Below are 15,924 nucleotides of genomic sequence, written 5' to 3'. Positions count from 1 at the left end.
TCTGCACGGAGGAGACTTTGTGCGATGGAAGCGACTGAGCCTCGAACCGGACGGCCATCCGATTCGAGGCTTGGCGAAGTCGCCCGACACCCCTGTGGCTACAACCGTGGATGAGCCTGGGATCTTCGTCTTCGTCACGCACGACCGAATAGTCGCTTGGCTCCAATCGCACGCACAAGGCAGGTTACCGTGAACACGACCCTCTGTGGAATAGATATTTCGAAAGACTGGCTCGACGCTCATATCGAGCCGATGGGAGCGGCAAACCGCTTCGCCAACGATGCGGCAGGCATCGCCGATCTGGCCGCCTGGTGTCAGAACCATGATGTCGAACTCGTCATCATGGAGGCCAGTGGCGGCTACGAACGGCTGGCCTTCCTGCTCTTGTGGGAGATGGGCCAACCCTGCGGCATGGCCAACGCGAGGAGCGTTCGCTACTTCGCCGAGGCAATGGGTTTCCTGGAGAAGACCGACAGAATCGATGCCGCCGTGATTGCCCGTTATGGTGCCGTCAAGCGGCTCAAGCCGACGCCGCCGCCGAGCGCGGCCCAGCAGCGGCTCAAGGCGCTGGTTGCGCGGCTTTCCCAGGTGGGAGGAGATCTCACCATTCAAAAGCAGCGCAAAAGCACCGCCGACGCCGAAACTATCGCCAGCCTCGATGAAGTGATCGCGCTGCTTGCGCGCCAGAGCCGCAGGCTCGAAGGTGAGATCGCCACGCTCATCGATGACGATCCGCTGTGGGCATGCCTCGACCGAGCCTTCCGCTCGCTCAAGGGTGTTGCCTCTCGCACCGTGGCGCGGCTGATGGCGCAGTTGCCGGAGATCGGCATCCTCTCCAACAAGGCCATCGCCAAGTTGGCCGGCCTGGCGCCGATCGCCAATGACAGTGGCAAGCGCAGCGGTCGAAGACCAGTGCGCGGCGGTCGGGCAGGGCCGCGCGGCGTCCTCTTTCTCGTTGCCAGCATCGTTGCCAAATATGATCCGCATCTGGCAGCTTTCAAGCAACGGTTGCAGACTGCCGGAAAGGAGAAAATGGTCATCCGCATTGCGCTCGCCCGCAAGCTGCTCGTCATTCTCAATGCAAAAGCACGCGACGCGCGCAACGAATTCGCAAATGCAACTTGACACCTCAGATAGTCGCTCATCCGTCTCGGCGCTACGCGCCGATCCACCTTCCCCCACAAGGGGGGAAGGAAGAACTATGCATTCCCGATCAGCACGCCGGCCGCGAACACCAGCGCGCCGCCCAGCACCACCTGGAAGGCGGCGCGCAGGAACGGGGTCTGCATGTAGCGGTTCTGGACGAAGGCGATGGCCCACAGTTCGAAGAACACCACGACGGCGGCAACCGCCGTCGCCGTCCAGAAATGCGGGATGAGATAGGGCAATGCGTGGCCGAGACCACCGGCCGATGTCATGACGCCAGTGGTGATGCCGCGCTTTATCGGCGAGCCGCGACCCGAGAGCTTGCCGTCGTCGGAAGCGACTTCCGTAAAGCCCATGGAGATACCGGCGCCGATCGACGCGGCAAGCCCGACCAGGAAGGTCTGCCAGGTGTCGTGCGTGGCAAAGGCAGCGGCGAAGATCGGCGCCAGCGTCGACACCGAACCGTCCATCAGGCCTGCCAGGCCCGGCTGCACATAAGTCAGGATGAACTGGCGCTGCTCGGCGGCGGCCTCTTCATCCTTCACTTCGCCAGGCACATGCTTCTGCTCCAGCCGCTGGGCGAGCGTCTCGTGGCCCTGTTCGGCTATTGCCAGGTCGCCGAGAAGTTTTCGCGTCGAGGCATCGGTCGTGCGCTTTGCCGCCTCGACGTAGAACAGATAGGCCTGCCGCTCCATGGCCTCGGCCTGGCTGCGCACATGCTCGATGCCGAGCGGCCTCACCAGCCAGTCGGGCTTGCGCTCATAGTAGCCCTTCACATGTTCGCGCCGGATCAGCGGGATGCGCTCGCCGAAACGCTTGCGGAAGAGCTCGATCAGCGAGTCGCGATGGCCGTCCTCTTCCTCGGCCATCTCCTCGAACACTTTCGCCGATTGCGGGAAGTTGTCCGCCAGCCCGTCGGCATAGGCGCGGTAGATGCGCCCGTCATCTTCCTCGGATGAAATGGCCAGCGCCAGGATTTCCTGTTCGGAGAGCGATTCGAAGGGGCGGCGGCCGAAACCGAAAACACGGGAAAGCATGAGGAAAGGATCCTAGTTTAGAATTGTTCTAAACTAGGGTCTGCGGTGCTCCGGGTCAATCGCGCTGAAGTCTCGGGGTTCAAGAATTGTTGAAGCGCTTGAGCGGCGTCGACCCTTATCTATTGGCAAAGCTTCACCTATATAGCTGAACCTAAGACAAGAATGAGGATTTTGAGCGTATGACGAAGCCGCACCCCCAGCATTTCGACCCGAAACCCGTTCTCGATCTCATCGCCAGCATCGAGGCCGATCTGCAGCGGCTGAAGGGCCTGGTCGAGCAGCAGATCGAGAAATTCGACCCCGCCAACCCGCACAACAAGGCCCCCGACGGCAAGCTGACCGAGGAAGGGGTCGAGTGCTGCTACCGCATGTTCGACGAAGGCAAGTCGCGCTATTCGGTCGCCCAGCAGATGAAGATCTCATTTGCCGCCGCCACGCATCGCTTCAACAATTGGCGCAAGCTGGGCGGGACGAAGAGGCAGCGGACGTTGCTGGGGTGAGAACCCGGTTCGCCGCAGGCGAATTGAAAGGTCCGGTGGACCTTTCAAGGGTTCGAACCGGGGAGCTGCCGCAGGCAGCGGGCCCCCGGCTAAGCGCTCCGACTGCAGGAAACAGAACATCGCAGACGTGGCGGGACAGCACCCCCGTCTGTCCGGCAGGACAGAGGGGGGGTGGCCGGCCGTAACGCTAGCCACACTTGGCACCTAGCTCACATCGCCAACTTTGTATCGGTCACATCTTTTCGTTGGCATGGCGCGGCCGTTTGCGTGCACCATGGCCGGATCACATCGCCACAGGATCCGCCATGACCACCTCTCCCGGCATCGCCGACATCCATGCTGCCGCCGCCCGCCTCTCCGGCCTGATCGTCGAAACGCCATTGATCGAATCGGCCGAACTGAACAAGCGCTTCGGCGGGCGCATCCTGTTCAAGCCGGAGACGTTGCAGCGCACCGGCTCGTTCAAGTTCCGCGGCGCCTACAACAAGCTGTCGTCGCTGAGCGAGGAAGAGCGCAGCCGTGGCGTCGTCGCCTTCTCCTCCGGCAATCATGCGCAAGGGGTAGCCGCTTCGGCGGCCATCTTCGGCGTCAAGGCGGTCATCGCCATGCCGGCCGACGCGCCGGCGATGAAGATCGGCAATGTCCGCAGGATGGGGGCGGAAGTGGTGCCGTTCGACCGCTTCCGCGATGACCGCATGACCGTGGTTCGCCCCTATATCGACAAGGGCATGGTGCTGGTGCCGCCCTTCGACGATCCGGCCATCATTGCCGGGCAAGGTACGATCGGCCTTGAACTCATGCGGCAGGCCAAAGCGCTCGGCGTCAGCCTCGACGCCGTCGTCATTCCCTGCGGTGGCGGCGGGCTGTCGAGCGGCATTTCAGTCGCGGTCAAGGACGCCTCGCCGGGCACCGCGGTCTGGGCGGTGGAGCCCGAGCATTTCGACGACACGCGCCGCTCGCTCGCCGCCGGCGCCCGGGTTTCGAACGAACCGGGTTACAGCTCGATCTGCGACGCGATCCTGACCGCCGAGCCGGGCGCCATCACCTTCGAAATCAATCGCAAGAACCTCGCCGGCGCCATCGCCGTCTCCGACAAAGCGACCGCACAGGCGATGCGCGATGCCATGGGCTATCTCAAGCTGGTGGTCGAGCCGGGCGGCTGCGTGGCGCTCGCGGCGCTGTCGTCGGGCGAGATCGAACTGTCCGGCAAATGCGTTGCCGTGGTGCTGTCCGGCGGCAATGTCGATTTCGGCACCTATGCCGAAATCATGGCCGCCGCCTGATCGCTTTGTCCTCTGCGCCATGTCGCTATCGGCGTGGTCCGGCATCGGCGGCTCACAGCGGCCGGGCGCCCTTTTGCGGTCAGTCCAGCGTGCGCCTGAACCGCAGCAGCGCGGTGCCCGCGAAGACCAGCACGAACACGGCCAGCCAGCCGACCTCGGTGGCGATGGCATGGAAGTCGGCGCCCTTCAGCATCACCGATCGGGTGATGCGCAGGAAATGCGTCAGCGGGAAGATTTCGCCCAGCGCCTGGGCCCAGCCCGGCATGCCCCGATAGGGGAACATGAAGCCGGACAGGAGCAGCGACGGCAGGAAGAAAAAGAAGGTGAGCTGCATCGCCTGCATCTGCGAGCGGGCCATGGTCGAGATGGTGTAGCCGAGCAGCACCAGCGACAGCACGAAGACAAGCACCGACGACAACAGCAGCGTCAGGCTGCCGACGAAGGGGATATCGAACAGAAGCTTCGCCGCCACCAGCACCACCGCCACCTGCACCGCGCCGACGACAAGGAAGGGCAGCACCTTGCCCAGCATGATCTCGGCCGGACTGGACGGCATGGCGAGCAGGTTTTCCATCGTGCCGCGCTCGGTTTCGCGGGTCAGCGCCATGGCCGTCATCATCACCATGGTCATCTGCAGGATGACGCCGAGCAGACCGGGCACGATGTTGTATTGCGAAATGCCTTCAGGATTGTAGCGATGGTGCACCACCACCTGCAGCTGCTGTCTGGCATTCTCGGCGGCCGCCGCCTGCATGCCTTGCGCGCGCAGCAGCGCCTGGCTCGCCACCGTGCTCAGCGTGGAAATGGCGCCGCTCGCGGCCGAGGGATCGGTCGCGTCGGCCTCGATCAGGATCTGCGGATTGTCGCCGCGCTCGACTCGGCTGGCGAAGTCGGCCGGGATGGTGACGACGAAGGAAACGTCGCCGCGCGCCATCAGGAACTCCGCCTCTTCGGCGCTTTCGGTGACATGGTCGAAATGGTAGTAGCCCGTCACCTGCAGCGCCGAGACCATGGCGCGCGTATACTGGTCGTTGCTCATCGCCACCAGCGCCGTCGGCAGGCCCTTCGGATCGTTGTTGATGGCAAAGCCGAACAGAATGAGCTGCAGCAGCGGCACGCCGAGCATCATGGCGAAGGTGATGCGGTCGCGCCGCATCTGGATGAATTCCTTGATCAGCAGGGCACCGAGCCGGGCGAAAGAGAAGACGCTGTTCATGCCATATTGTCCTTCGACCCCGACATGAACTGGATGAAGACATCCTCCAGGCTGGTTTCGCCCGGCGCGACCGTCACGCCCTCATGCTCCTTCTCGACATCGGCAAGGGCTGCCTCGAGCTTCTTCCTGTCGGAACCGACGACATGCAGCGTGGCACCGAAAGGCGCCACCTGGTCGACGCCGGGGCGGCCATGCAGCTCTTCGGCCACCTTGGCGAGCCGTGGACCCTGCACCACGAACGTCGTCAGGCCGGCGTTTTTCACCACCTCCTCAACGGTGCCGGTGGCCAGCATCTTGCCATAGGAGATGTAGCTGATGCGGTGGCAGCGCTCGGCTTCGTCCATGTAATGGGTCGAGACCAGCACGGTGAGCCCGCCGCTGGCGAGGCGATGGATCTCGTCCCAGAATTCGCGCCGCGCCTTCGGGTCGACGCCTGCCGTCGGCTCGTCGAGCAGCAGCAATTTCGGCTTGTGCATGATGCAGGCGGCGAGCGCCAGCCGCTGCTTCCAACCGCCGGAGAGCGTGCCGGCCAGCTGGCTGCGGCGCGTGGTCAGCCCGAGTTCCTCCAATGTCCTGGCTACATACTCCTCGACCGGTTTCAGCCGGTAGAGCCGCGCCACGAATTCGAGGTTCTCGCCGATCGTCAGATCTTCGTAGAAGGAGAATTTCTGCGTCATGTAGCCGACTTCGCGCTTGATACTGAGCGACTCCGTGCGGATGTTGAAACCGAGCACCGTGCCTTCGCCTTCGTCGGGCGTCAGCAGGCCGCACATGATGCGGATGGTGGTGGTCTTGCCTGAACCGTTGGGGCCGAGGAAGCCGACGATCTCGCCTTCGGCGACCGACATCGTCACATGGTCGACGACGGTCTTGTCGCCGAACCGCTTGACCAGCCCGTGAACGTCGATGGCATTCATTTTGCCGTTCCCGCAAGATCGACGTCGACGATCTGGCCGGGCTGCAGCGGGCCGGCGTCGCCCTCCGGCCGCGCCTCGACCAGATAGACCAGCTTTTGCCGGTTCTCGAGCGAATAGATCACCGGCGGGGTGAATTCGGGATCGGGCGAGACATAGCTGACGCGCGCCTTCACATCGGGGCCGCAGCCGTCGCAATGGACGCTGAGCAGGCTGCCGATCCTGACCGAGGCGAAGGCGGCTTCCGGTATGTAGACGCTGAGCTTGACCGCACCGTCAGGCAGCATCGAGATGACCGGCGCGGTCGGGCCGGCGGTGTCGCCGGGATTGCGGATGACGTCGTTGACGCGGCCGGGCGAAGGTGCGGCGAGCGTGCGCTTGGACAGCCGCCACTGAGCCTGCTGCAGGGCTGCCTGCGCCTGCTTGACCTGGTTGTCGGCGGCCTTGATCGTCTCGGGCCGCGCCGGCAGGCCGCCGACGGCGAGATTGGCCTGCGCCTGGCCGACCTGGGCGTTGGCGGTCTCCAGCGTCGCCGAGGCGGTGTCGTAATCGGCCTGGGTGCCGGTGCCGCGCTTGAACAGATCGGCGGCGCGGTCGTATTTGCGCTTTGCATCGTCGGCCTGCGCCTTGGCCATGTCGACCTGCGCCTTGAGTGCAGCGATCTCTTCCGGCCGCTTGCCGACCTGCAGATCGGCGAGCTGCGCCTGCGCCTGGGCGAGGCTTGCCTCGGCCTGCGCCACCGCGATCCTGGCGTCGGCGCTTTCCAGCGTCACCACCGTCGCACCGGGCGTGACGCGATCGCCGCGCTTGACGGCGACGGTCTCGACCTGCGCCACCTCGATCGGCGCCAGCAGCACATAATCGCCCTCGACATAGCCGACGGCGAGTGGAGCGGCGGGCGCACAGGCACTGAGGAGCTTGGCGGCAAGCGGCAAGGAGCAAAGGAAACTCATTGTTTTGATCCAATTGGGGGTTTTGATCCCATTTTAGGTTTTGATCCCATTCGGGCGGCCAGTATGGCGCTGAGATTGTCCGTCGTGACCGCCACGACCTTGGCGGCCTCGGCGGCGCCGATGTCGTGCCAGCCCATGCGGCGCTTCACCGCCTCGCGGCCGATGCGGAAATAGACGACCTGGCCGATCAGCGTGAACACGGTGAGCCGGGTCCGCTCGCTTTCGGCCGGCTCGCCGGTCGCCTGCTCCCAGAGATAACATAGCCGGCGATGCGTGGGCTCGAACACGCCGTCATAGATGCGGTCGAGCGCAGCGGTGGGATGCTGCAGTTCGCGCAGCAAGAATTGCACGATCTCGCCGGCGTGCGGCTGCGCCACGACGAAACCGACGATCCCCTCTATTGCGGCGAAAAGCTGCGCGCGCGCCGCCTCGGGATCGCCCGCCGGCGCGGCCTGGCCACTGGCTGGCGCCTGGCCGGCGGCCAGTGCCCGGCCGGCAACAGCCTGGACGGTTTCGACGATATAGTCGGCGACGGCGGCGCGGAGGCCCTCCTTGCCGCCGAAATGATAGGCGATCGAGCCGATATTGGCCTGCGCCTCGCCCGCGATCTCACGGGTCGAGGTGCCGTCGAAACCCTGCCGGCCGAACAGTTTCAGCGCCGCCTGCACGAGTGCTGCACGGGTCGGCTCCGGTGATGTCTCGCGGCGGGAATTTTTGGCGTCGGGCAATTTGATCATGACAGGGCTTTAATCAATCGATTGATTAAAGTCAACTTGTGTTCGGAGCTGTCTTGCCATCGCCCGCGCCAAACGCTTTAGTGCGCGGCCATGGGCAAGGAAGTCGAGCGCAAGTTCCTGGTCTCCAGCACCGCATGGCGGGAGCTGGCCGAGGCGGACATCCGCATCCGACAGTTCTATCTCGCCACGGCGCCCGGGCGAACCGTCCGCATCCGCATCAGCGACGGCGCTTCCGCCAAGCTGACGCTCAAATTCGGCAGCGGCGCTCGCGAGCGCGACGAGTTCGAATATCCGATCCCGCTTGCCGATGCCCTGGAGATGCTGGACTTCGCCATCGGACGTGTCATCGAGAAGACACGTCACCATGTTAGGCATCGCGGCTATCTCTATGAAGTCGATGTCTTTGGCGGTGCACTGGCGGGACTTGTGGTGGCCGAACTCGAAACTCCGGAAGATGTGCCGGACGAAATGCTGCCTGACTGGCTCGGCCGTGAAGTGACCGGCGAGCAGAAATTCTACAACGCGTCGCTCGCCCTCGGGGGGATACCGGAGATCGCCGCATGAGCTTTCGCATCGACCCGCGCCTGCCGCTGACCGGCGAGGTCAGGCGCATCCTTGCCGCGGAAATCGGCAAGGCGCTCCAGCATCTGGATGCGGCGCGCAGCCGGCCGGAACAGGGGCTGCATAAATGCCGCAAGCGGCTGAAGAGCGCGCGTGCCTTGCTGCGGCTGGTTCATTCCGGTAACGAAACATTCTGCACGACAGAGAATCAATGCTATCGCAACGTGGCGGCGCTGCTTGCCGCCCCCCGCGAGGCGACGGCGCTGATCGAGACGCTCGACCGGCTGGCCGCAGCTTTTCCCAAGGAGAGCGCCGATGGCGGGCTCGACGCCGTGCGCGACAGGCTGGTCGCCCGTCAGCACGATTTGCATGAAGGCGCCGGCCTCGAAGCCGCGATCGGCGCGGCGACCGCTGCCTGCGAAGACGGCATGAAGCGGATCGAAAGCCTCGCCTTGCCCGACCAGCCGGAACAGGCAGCCGACGTGCTGGCCGAGGGCGCACGCGTCACTCTGCGCCGCGCCAAAAAGGCGCTCGACAAGGCCAGCGCGCGCGGCGAAGCCAATGATTTCCATGATTTGCGCAAGGCCGCCAAGACGCATGGCATGCACCTGTCCCTGCTGGGCAGGCTGTGGCCGACGCCGATCAAGGCGCGGCGCAAGGCGGTGGATGAACTGGGCGAGCGGCTCGGCGAACTGCATGACCTGTTCGTCATGCGCGCGCTGCTCGAGGCGGACGACGAGCCGCTGGGTCCGCACGAGGACACAAAGCTTCTCGGCAAGCTGTTGAAGCGCTCGGAGAAGAGCCTGAGGAAATCCTGCCTTGCCGAGGCGGCCGAGCTGTTCGGCGACAGCCCCAAGCGCTCGACACGCAAGCTGGCCCGCAAGGCGCGCGACGACCTGGCCAGCCCGGCGCCGCATGACGAGACGAACGCTTCCGCCGGCTGACCAAACGCCGGCGCGCTGGCACTCCCGCGCCGGCCCGTGCTAGTCACGCTCTACCATGACCGAGCCCGGCGACACGCTTCTGGATCGACTTGGCCGCTGGCTGGCTCGCCGGCTGCAGCAAGAATCCTCCGGCTATGAGCCCTATACCCCATCCGACGCCGAAACGCTGCGCCGCACGCTGGAGCCAGGCGACATCCTGCTGGTCGAGGGCAACCAGAAGATTTCGGCGGCTATCAAATACCTCACCCAGTCGACCTGGTCGCATGCGGCATTCTATGTCGGCGACGCGCTGGCCGAACCGGAGGACGGAACCGAGCGGCGTCGGCTGATCGAGGTGACGCTCGGCGAAGGCTGCGTGGCGGTACCCCTGTCGCGCTATCGCACCTACAACACCCGCATCTGCCGGGCGAGCGGGCTGACACCGGAGGACCGCGATCATGTCGTCGCCTTCATGATCGGCAAGCTTGGCCTGAGATACGACCTCAAGAACATTTTCGACATGTTGCGCTACTTCTTCCCGACACCGCCGGTGCCGGTGCGCTGGCGCCGCCGCATGCTGGCCTTCGGCTCCGGCGATCCGACGCGGGCCATCTGCTCCTCGCTCATCGCCGAGGCCTATGGCCAGATCCACTACCCGATCCTGCCCGAGATCACCCGTGCGCCGGGCCGCGCTTCGGCGCAGTCGACCTACATGCGCAAGGAAATCCTGCACATTCGCCACCACTCGCTCTACACGCCGCGCGACTTCGACCTGTCGCCGTTTTTCCGCATCGTCAAGCCGACGCTGGAATATGGTTTCGACTACCGGCAGATGGTCTGGGACGACAAGCCTGCGGGCGCGGAGACGAAGGCCGCCGAATAGCAGATGCTAGGCCGGCATGGGGCGACGTGTCTTGGCGACCCGATCGTCGGGCCTTGCCCCGGCATCGCGCGGGTGCGGGCCGATCGGCATGATCGCGGGGAACGGCGTCGCGCCGAAGGCAAACGTGAATTTGTAGCCGGTGAGCCCGTCCTCGGGTGTCGTATGCTGGTCGTGATGGGCGAGCAGCTTGGCGCGCTCGGCCAACTCCTCGGCCTCGCGCCGTACCATCTCCGCCGTCTCCGGCCGCATCCGCCTGGAGAAGCTGGCGAAGGTCGCCTCCTTGTCGATATGGGTGATGGCCCAGCCGATGAAATTCTTGTTGGTCATCTCGAACAGCGGCCTCAGCGGCCCTTCGAAATTCCACTGGATCGGCGTCTCGACCAGCAATCTTGCCGAAAGACCCCGGCCGAGGGCGATCAGGCCGAGCTCCTCGAGGTCGCGCAGATAGAGGAACATCGAGGCCTCGCTCAGGCCTTGCGAGCGCATGATGCCTTCGGGCGTGAACTTTTCCGACAGCATGACGAAGATGAACAGCAGCGCCGGCCGGCCGGCCAGCCTCTGTTCGATCTCGGGCGCGATGTGGTTGACCGGACCCGGCCCGCGGTTCATCGAGCCGAGTACGTTCTCCAGCTCGACGCCGGCGGCCGTGCAGATCTCCACCAGCCGGTCGAGCTTGCAGTTGCGCTCGTGGAAGATGCGCTTCACCGTCGGCTCGGAAACGCCCATGCGTTCGGCAAGCTCGCGATAGGTGACGCCCTTGGCCTTCAGCGTCCGCTTCAGCGCCTCGAAGATCAGACTGTTCATGGCATGCACCTCTTGCCGGCAGTTTCGTATCGATATTTGATACTAGCGGTAATCTGGCTTCCGGAAAAGTATCGAAAATCCTAGCTCTTGCCTGTCATCACAGGAGAACAGCCATGAACCGCCTCATCCTCTCAGCCTTTGCCGCCGCCATCGGAATTACGGCCGCACCCGTCGCCCGGGCCGGCGAGCTCTGGCGCGCCACGGGCCTCGAACAGCCGGAATTGGCGCTGTTCGACGCCGCCAACAACCGCATCATCGTCTCCAACATCGTCGGCAATCCCGGCGCTGCGGACGGCAACGGCTATCTCTCGGTGCTTTCCCTCGACGGCAAGACGATCACCCAGCACTGGACCGACGGCATGGATGCGCCCAAGGGCATGGCGATATCCGGCGGCAAACTCTATGTCGCCGACATCACCAAGGTCCGCGTCGTCGATCTCGCCAGCGGCAAGCTGATCGCCAGCATTGTGGTGCCGAATGCCGTCTTCCTTAACGACATGACCTCGGACCAGACAGGCAAGGTCTATGTCAGCGACATGCTGGCCGACACGATCTACCGCATCGACGGCGACCGGCCGGAGCTGTTCGTCAGGGATGCGCTGCTGGCTTCGCCCAACGGCGTCTTCGCCGATGGCGACAGGCTGATCGTCGCCTCCTGGGGCAAGGGCATCAAGCCCGACTTCAGCACGGCGGAGCCAGGCGGGCTGCTCGCCATCGACCTCGCAAGCAAGGCGATTTCGCCGCTGCCCGGCGCGCAGAAATTCGCCGACCTCGATGGCGTCGTCGCCATTGGCGACACCATCTACGCCACCGCCTACATGACCGGCACGCTTTACCGATACAAGGCCGGTGGCGCACCGGAAGCGGTGGCGCATTTCAAGCCGGGCAGCGCCGACATCGGCACCGACGGCAAGTCGATCCTCTATGTGCCGCTCATGAACGAGGGCGAAATCGCGGCGCTGAAGCTGGACTGAGAGCCGGCGCCTCAGGGTCGATCCGCGCGACCTCTGGCTAACAGCCGTGGGATGGACCGTGCTACGACAGTCCATCCCACGGTGACGGTCAAGGAGGATTGCGATGGAAGACATTGCCATGGAAGACCGGGACATCCCCGTGGCTCTGGATCGTCACTGGGCCGCCTCGGATGCCGGTGATTTCGAGGCAGAGCATGAGATCTATCGGGAGGATGCGGTGCTTGACTATCCGCAATCCGGCGAGCGCATCCACGGGCGGCGCAACATCCAGGCCTCCCGCGCCGCGCAGCCCAACCGCAAGCGTTTTGCCGTGCGGCGGATCACCGGCACGGATGGTCTCTGGGTCACCGAATATGTCCTGACCTATGACGGGCGGCCCTCCTATACAGTCAGCATCATGGAGTTCCTCGACGGCAAGGTGGCGCGCGAGACCCAGTATTTCAGCGACCCGTTCGAGCCGGGGCCGTCGCGTGCTCAATGGGTCGAGCGCATGCCGTGAGCCATGGGGAAGATCATCCGCCGATCGCTCGTTCGGAGCTGCCTGATGATACGGCTGCGTTAGCCCGCTTCCTCATCGGCAAGCTGGTGGTGCGCGATTTGCCGGAGGGCATGGTCAGCGGCCGCATCGTCGAGACGGAGGCCTATGTCGTCGGCGACGCCGCCGGGCATGGCTTCAGGGGGATGACCTCGCGCAACCGTTCGCTGTTTCTCGAGCGCGGCCACGCCTATGTCTATCTCGCCTATGGCGTCTCCATGATGCTGAATGTCTCGAGCGAGGCGGAAGGAATCGGAACGGGCGTGCTGATCCGGGCGCTCGAGCCACTCGAGGGCATCGCCATCATGCGTCAGAATCGCGGCGTCGAGCGCTTGCGCGACCTGGCGCGCGGACCGGGCAGGCTGGCCGCGGCGCTGCGGATCGATCGGTCGCTCGACGGGCTCGACCTCTGCCGGAAAGGGCCGCTATGGCTGGCGAAGGACGGCCAAAAGGCCGGCGAGATCGGGCAAGGCATCAGGATCGGCATTACCAAGGATGCGGACCGGCTGCTGCGGTTCTATGTCAGGGGAAGCCCGTTCGTCAGCGGTCCGAGATCGCTTCAGAAATAACAGACCAGCCAGCTTTCGCAGCGCGCCGCGCTTAAGCTCTAGACGGCAATTTGCAGCGTCCCGTAACGCTTTACCTCAGCCTCGATCTCCCTGACCAGAGTCTCGAGCGCGGGGTTCCTGGGGGTGCGCGCGCGCCTGATGACATAGGCCAGGTCTGGCGGCTTGGGGAATGTGTTGTCGACAATCTCCATGTCGGGCTGCAGGTACCGCTGACTCAGGAGTGCCACGCCGAGCCCCGCGGTCACGCCTGCAATGATCCCGGCCGCGCTGGAGCATTCGAACACGGTCTCCAACACCGTATCCTCGTCCTGCCCGACGTCGATGCCCCAGCGCCGGTAAAAGCAATTCTCATCGAAGGAAAGAAATGGGACCGGCTTCCCGTTCGACAGAACCAGGTCGCGAGATTTCACCCAATGCAGCGTCTCGCGGAACAGGAGGATGTCGGCGGGGCGGACCTCGTGCTGGAATACCTGGATGATGGCGGCGTCAAGGGCTCCCTGGCTGAGCTGCTCCTGCAAGACGAGGCTCATGCGCACCTGCGTGCGGACGCTCACCTCCGGGTAGAGCCGGCGAAACCGGCCAAGAATGCGCGAAAGGTCCGTGCAGGTGGTATCCTCGGTCATTCCCAGCGCGATCTTGCCTTGCAAAGAGCTTTTCGACAGGCTCAGGACCGCCTCGTCATGGATGCCCAGAATGCGCCGCGCATAGCCAAGCAGGTCCCGTCCGGCCGTGGTGAACATCGGCGCGTTTGCTTTCCGGGTGAGGATTTCGCAGTCGAGACTCGTTTCGAGTCTCTTGATCTTGTGGCTGACGGCCGACTGTGACAGGCCGAGAATCTCGGCCGCGCGCGTGACGCCGCCGTGCTTCTCGATCGCGACTAGTGCGCGCAAGGCGTCGACATCCAAGCGGCGGCTCATCAGTCCGGTCATGACAATCCTCGCTCGAAACCAAAGAGACGCGCCAATTTCTGATCCTCCGATGCGTTTCAGGCAAGCCAGTATGGCGATTTTTCTGACTGCTTCATGATCGTATCGAAATTTGTCATGTGCAAACACGCGCTGGAGCCTTCAATGGTCTGAGCCACGTCGGCCATGCTCCGCTTCGGGGTCACGGGCCGGCTTGAACAGAGAGATTTCATGACGCTCCCGCAAACCAGGATCCATCGCCTCGTGTGGCCAACAATGGCGACGGCGCTGGTCGTAAGCTGGAGTTCCGGCTTCGTCGGCATCCGCTACGCCAGCGAGAATGCCGATGTCATGCTGGTGCTGTTCTGGCGGACCTTGATGTCCGGGCTGATCCTCGTGCCATTTGCTCTCCTGATCGGACCGCGCGTCAACGCCCGTGCCCTTGTCCAGCAGATGGTCTTCGGCGTGGCGACGATGTTCCTCTATCTCGGCGGATTCGCGCTTGCCATCGGCCAGCGCGTGCCGACCGGCCTTGTCGCGCTGATTTCCGATCTTGTCCCGCTCGCCATCGCGGCCTTGTCGCAGCCGGTTCTGGGACACCGATTGACCGGGAGACAGTGGATCGGAACGGCTCTCGGAGTGACCGGCGTTCTCATCGTTTCGCTGGACAGCCTGAGCCTCGGGACGGCCCCGGCCTGGGCATATTTGTTGACAGTCGCTTCCATGATGGTTCTGGCGCTGGCAACGGTGGTGCAGAAGCGGATGGGGACGATCAATATGCCCATTCATCAGAGCCTGTGCATTCAATGCCTGACGGCAGCAGTCCTTTTCGCCGCTTGCGCCGGATGGAATGGCGGGCTGATGCCGCCCCTCGATGCCAGGTTCGGATTCGGCATCGCCTGGCTGGTGCTGTTTTCGACCTTCTTCTGCTACGGCACGTACTACGCAAGCCTGCGCCTCTACACGGCCTCACAGGTCAGCAGCGTGATCTATCTCAGCCCACCCGTGACGATGCTCTGGGGCTGGTCGATGTTCGGCGAGCCGCTTTCGAAGGCGATGCTGGCTGGCCTTGCGGTGACGCTGTCCGGCGTCTGGTTCATCTCGTCGGGCAGCGCAGCGTCGAAGGACTTTCAGCTCAGTCAGCATCATGTCGGCTAGTCGCCGAGGCGAAATCGACCTGATGATTGATGGCGATCCACGTCAGTGTCGCTTCACCCAGGGACTTCAAAGGAGGTAGTTTCATGAAACTCACAGAATTCAAAGCCCTGACCTTCGACTGCTACGGCACCCTGATCGATTGGGAGTCCGGCATGATCGCCGGCCTGAAGCCGCTGACAGAAAGGGCTGCCCGCAGCTTGAGCCGGAACGAGATCCTCGAGGCGCACGCCCGGCACGAATCCAGTCAACAGAAATGGACGCCGGGGAAACGCTACCGCGACCTCCTGCCGATCGTTTACAAGCGACTTGCGGAGGAGTGGGGTGTCGTCGCCACTCGAGAGGAATGCGTGGCGTATGGGGAAAGCGTGAGGGACTGGCCGGCTTTCGCCGACTCCGCGGAAGCCTTGCAGTACCTCAAAAGCACTACAAGCTGATCATCCTCTCCAACGTCGACAACGAAAGTTTCTCGTTCAGCAACAAGAAGCTCGGCGTTGATTTCGACGCGATCTATACGGCGGAAGATATCGGCTCCTACAAGCCCTCCGACCGGAACTTCGACTATATGCTCGAAAAGCTCGGTACAATCGGGGTAGAAAAGCGAGAGGTCCTACACACCGCGGAAAGCATGTTTCACGATCACGCTCCCGCAAATCGCTTCAGCCTGACATCGTGCTGGATCTATCGCCGGCATGCGGATCAGGGCTTCGGCGCCACGATGAACCCCGGCGATGCACCGACGGTGGATTTTCGCTTCGACAGCATGGCCGACCTCGTGAAGGCGCACGCTGAAGAAATACGGGGCGCTGGCCTCTGAGCCGCCAGGCTG

At 63.9% G+C, this 15,924-nt stretch carries 17 protein-coding genes and 1 pseudogene; 11 read left to right on the top strand and 7 right to left on the bottom strand.

Annotated elements, in window-relative coordinates; translation table 11 throughout:
• The first annotated feature begins 189 nt into the window (after window positions 1-189).
• Entirely contained in the window at window positions 190-1,125 is a 936-nt protein-coding gene (locus ACLGL5_RS06680) for an IS110 family RNA-guided transposase (protein WP_010910050.1), read from the top strand.
• Window positions 1,126-1,199: 74 nt separating this feature from the next.
• Here ACLGL5_RS06680 and mbfA read toward each other — a convergent pair whose 3' ends face one another.
• Window positions 1,200-2,183 (bottom strand): iron exporter MbfA, encoded by a 984-nt coding sequence (gene mbfA / locus ACLGL5_RS06675; protein ID WP_069090615.1) that lies wholly within the window; start codon window positions 2,181-2,183, stop codon window positions 1,200-1,202.
• Window positions 2,184-2,362: 179 nt separating this feature from the next.
• Here mbfA and ACLGL5_RS06670 point away from each other — a divergent pair, with 179 nt between their 5' ends.
• Both ACLGL5_RS06670 and ACLGL5_RS06665 read left to right on the top strand, forming a co-directional pair.
• Window positions 2,363-2,683, top strand: coding sequence for a hypothetical protein (locus ACLGL5_RS06670; RefSeq protein ID WP_019862259.1), 321 nt, complete (start codon window positions 2,363-2,365; stop codon window positions 2,681-2,683).
• A gap of 305 nt (window positions 2,684-2,988) precedes the next feature.
• Entirely contained in the window at window positions 2,989-3,966 is a 978-nt protein-coding gene (locus ACLGL5_RS06665) for a threonine/serine dehydratase family protein (protein WP_069090614.1), read from the top strand.
• Window positions 3,967-4,045: 79 nt separating this feature from the next.
• Here the strand turns inward: ACLGL5_RS06665 and ACLGL5_RS06660 are convergent, their stop codons facing one another.
• Genes ACLGL5_RS06660 through ACLGL5_RS06645 form a run of 4 tightly spaced genes read right to left on the bottom strand, consistent with a single transcriptional unit; the run spans window position 4,046 to window position 7,786 of the window.
• The gene (locus ACLGL5_RS06660; RefSeq protein WP_010912557.1) at window positions 4,046-5,182 is read right to left on the bottom strand and encodes an ABC transporter permease; all 1,137 of its coding nucleotides are present in this window, start codon (window positions 5,180-5,182) and stop codon (window positions 4,046-4,048) included.
• Window positions 5,179-6,099 carry an ABC transporter ATP-binding protein gene (locus ACLGL5_RS06655; protein ID WP_069090613.1) on the bottom strand — a complete coding sequence of 307 codons (921 nt, stop codon included), beginning with the start codon at window positions 6,097-6,099 and terminating at the stop codon, window positions 5,179-5,181. Before ACLGL5_RS06655 ends, ACLGL5_RS06660 begins: the two co-directional genes overlap by 4 nt.
• On the bottom strand, window positions 6,096-7,049 hold the full coding sequence (locus ACLGL5_RS06650; protein ID WP_064982303.1) for an HlyD family secretion protein: 954 nt from the start codon (window positions 7,047-7,049) through the stop codon (window positions 6,096-6,098). Before ACLGL5_RS06650 ends, ACLGL5_RS06655 begins: the two co-directional genes overlap by 4 nt.
• Entirely contained in the window at window positions 7,046-7,786 is a 741-nt protein-coding gene (locus tag ACLGL5_RS06645; protein WP_064982301.1) for a CerR family C-terminal domain-containing protein, read from the bottom strand. Before ACLGL5_RS06645 ends, ACLGL5_RS06650 begins: the two co-directional genes overlap by 4 nt.
• 90 nt (window positions 7,787-7,876) lie before the next feature.
• Between ACLGL5_RS06645 and ACLGL5_RS06640 the strand changes: the two genes are divergently transcribed.
• From ACLGL5_RS06640 to ACLGL5_RS06630, 3 genes are read left to right on the top strand one after another with little or no spacing between them, the layout of a single operon-like run.
• On the top strand, window positions 7,877-8,350 hold the full coding sequence (locus tag ACLGL5_RS06640) for a CYTH domain-containing protein (protein WP_019862253.1): 474 nt from the start codon (window positions 7,877-7,879) through the stop codon (window positions 8,348-8,350).
• Window positions 8,347-9,291: a CHAD domain-containing protein gene (locus ACLGL5_RS06635; protein ID WP_069090612.1), complete on the top strand. Its 945-nt coding sequence runs from the start codon at window positions 8,347-8,349 to the stop codon at window positions 9,289-9,291. Before ACLGL5_RS06640 ends, ACLGL5_RS06635 begins: the two co-directional genes overlap by 4 nt.
• Before the next feature lie 55 nt (window positions 9,292-9,346).
• Entirely contained in the window at window positions 9,347-10,153 is an 807-nt protein-coding gene (locus tag ACLGL5_RS06630) for a C40 family peptidase (RefSeq protein WP_069090611.1), read from the top strand.
• Window positions 10,154-10,159: 6 nt separating this feature from the next.
• Here ACLGL5_RS06630 and ACLGL5_RS06625 read toward each other — a convergent pair whose 3' ends face one another.
• The gene (locus ACLGL5_RS06625) at window positions 10,160-10,957 is read right to left on the bottom strand and encodes a helix-turn-helix domain-containing protein (protein WP_069090610.1); all 798 of its coding nucleotides are present in this window, start codon (window positions 10,955-10,957) and stop codon (window positions 10,160-10,162) included.
• A 113-nt stretch (window positions 10,958-11,070) separates the two neighbouring features.
• Between ACLGL5_RS06625 and ACLGL5_RS06620 the strand changes: the two genes are divergently transcribed.
• The 3 genes from ACLGL5_RS06620 (at window position 11,071) to ACLGL5_RS06610 (ending at window position 13,035) form a co-directional block, all read left to right on the top strand.
• Window positions 11,071-11,931 carry an SMP-30/gluconolactonase/LRE family protein gene (locus tag ACLGL5_RS06620; protein WP_494372888.1) on the top strand — a complete coding sequence of 287 codons (861 nt, stop codon included), beginning with the start codon at window positions 11,071-11,073 and terminating at the stop codon, window positions 11,929-11,931.
• A gap of 118 nt (window positions 11,932-12,049) precedes the next feature.
• Entirely contained in the window at window positions 12,050-12,430 is a 381-nt protein-coding gene (locus ACLGL5_RS06615; RefSeq protein ID WP_064982325.1) for a nuclear transport factor 2 family protein, read from the top strand.
• On the top strand, window positions 12,409-13,035 hold the full coding sequence (locus tag ACLGL5_RS06610) for a DNA-3-methyladenine glycosylase (RefSeq protein ID WP_069090608.1): 627 nt from the start codon (window positions 12,409-12,411) through the stop codon (window positions 13,033-13,035). The genes ACLGL5_RS06615 and ACLGL5_RS06610 overlap by 22 nt, the downstream gene beginning before the upstream one ends.
• 38 nt (window positions 13,036-13,073) lie before the next feature.
• Here ACLGL5_RS06610 and ACLGL5_RS06605 read toward each other — a convergent pair whose 3' ends face one another.
• Window positions 13,074-13,964 carry a LysR family transcriptional regulator gene (locus ACLGL5_RS06605; RefSeq protein ID WP_019862247.1) on the bottom strand — a complete coding sequence of 297 codons (891 nt, stop codon included), beginning with the start codon at window positions 13,962-13,964 and terminating at the stop codon, window positions 13,074-13,076.
• 207 nt (window positions 13,965-14,171) lie between these two features.
• On the opposite strand from ACLGL5_RS06605, the gene ACLGL5_RS06600 reads away from it, so the two are divergent.
• Together ACLGL5_RS06600 and ACLGL5_RS06595 are read left to right on the top strand one after the other, a co-directional pair.
• The gene (locus tag ACLGL5_RS06600) at window positions 14,172-15,098 is read left to right on the top strand and encodes a DMT family transporter (RefSeq protein WP_064982323.1); all 927 of its coding nucleotides are present in this window, start codon (window positions 14,172-14,174) and stop codon (window positions 15,096-15,098) included.
• An 83-nt stretch (window positions 15,099-15,181) separates the two neighbouring features.
• Window positions 15,182-15,912: pseudogene (locus ACLGL5_RS06595) on the top strand (haloacid dehalogenase type II).
• Window positions 15,913-15,924 lie beyond the last annotated feature (12 nt).

Source organism: Mesorhizobium sp. U510, assembly GCF_059180695.1.
The sequence above is the reverse complement of the archived record's forward strand: the minus strand, read 5'-3'. Positions and strand labels throughout refer to the sequence as shown.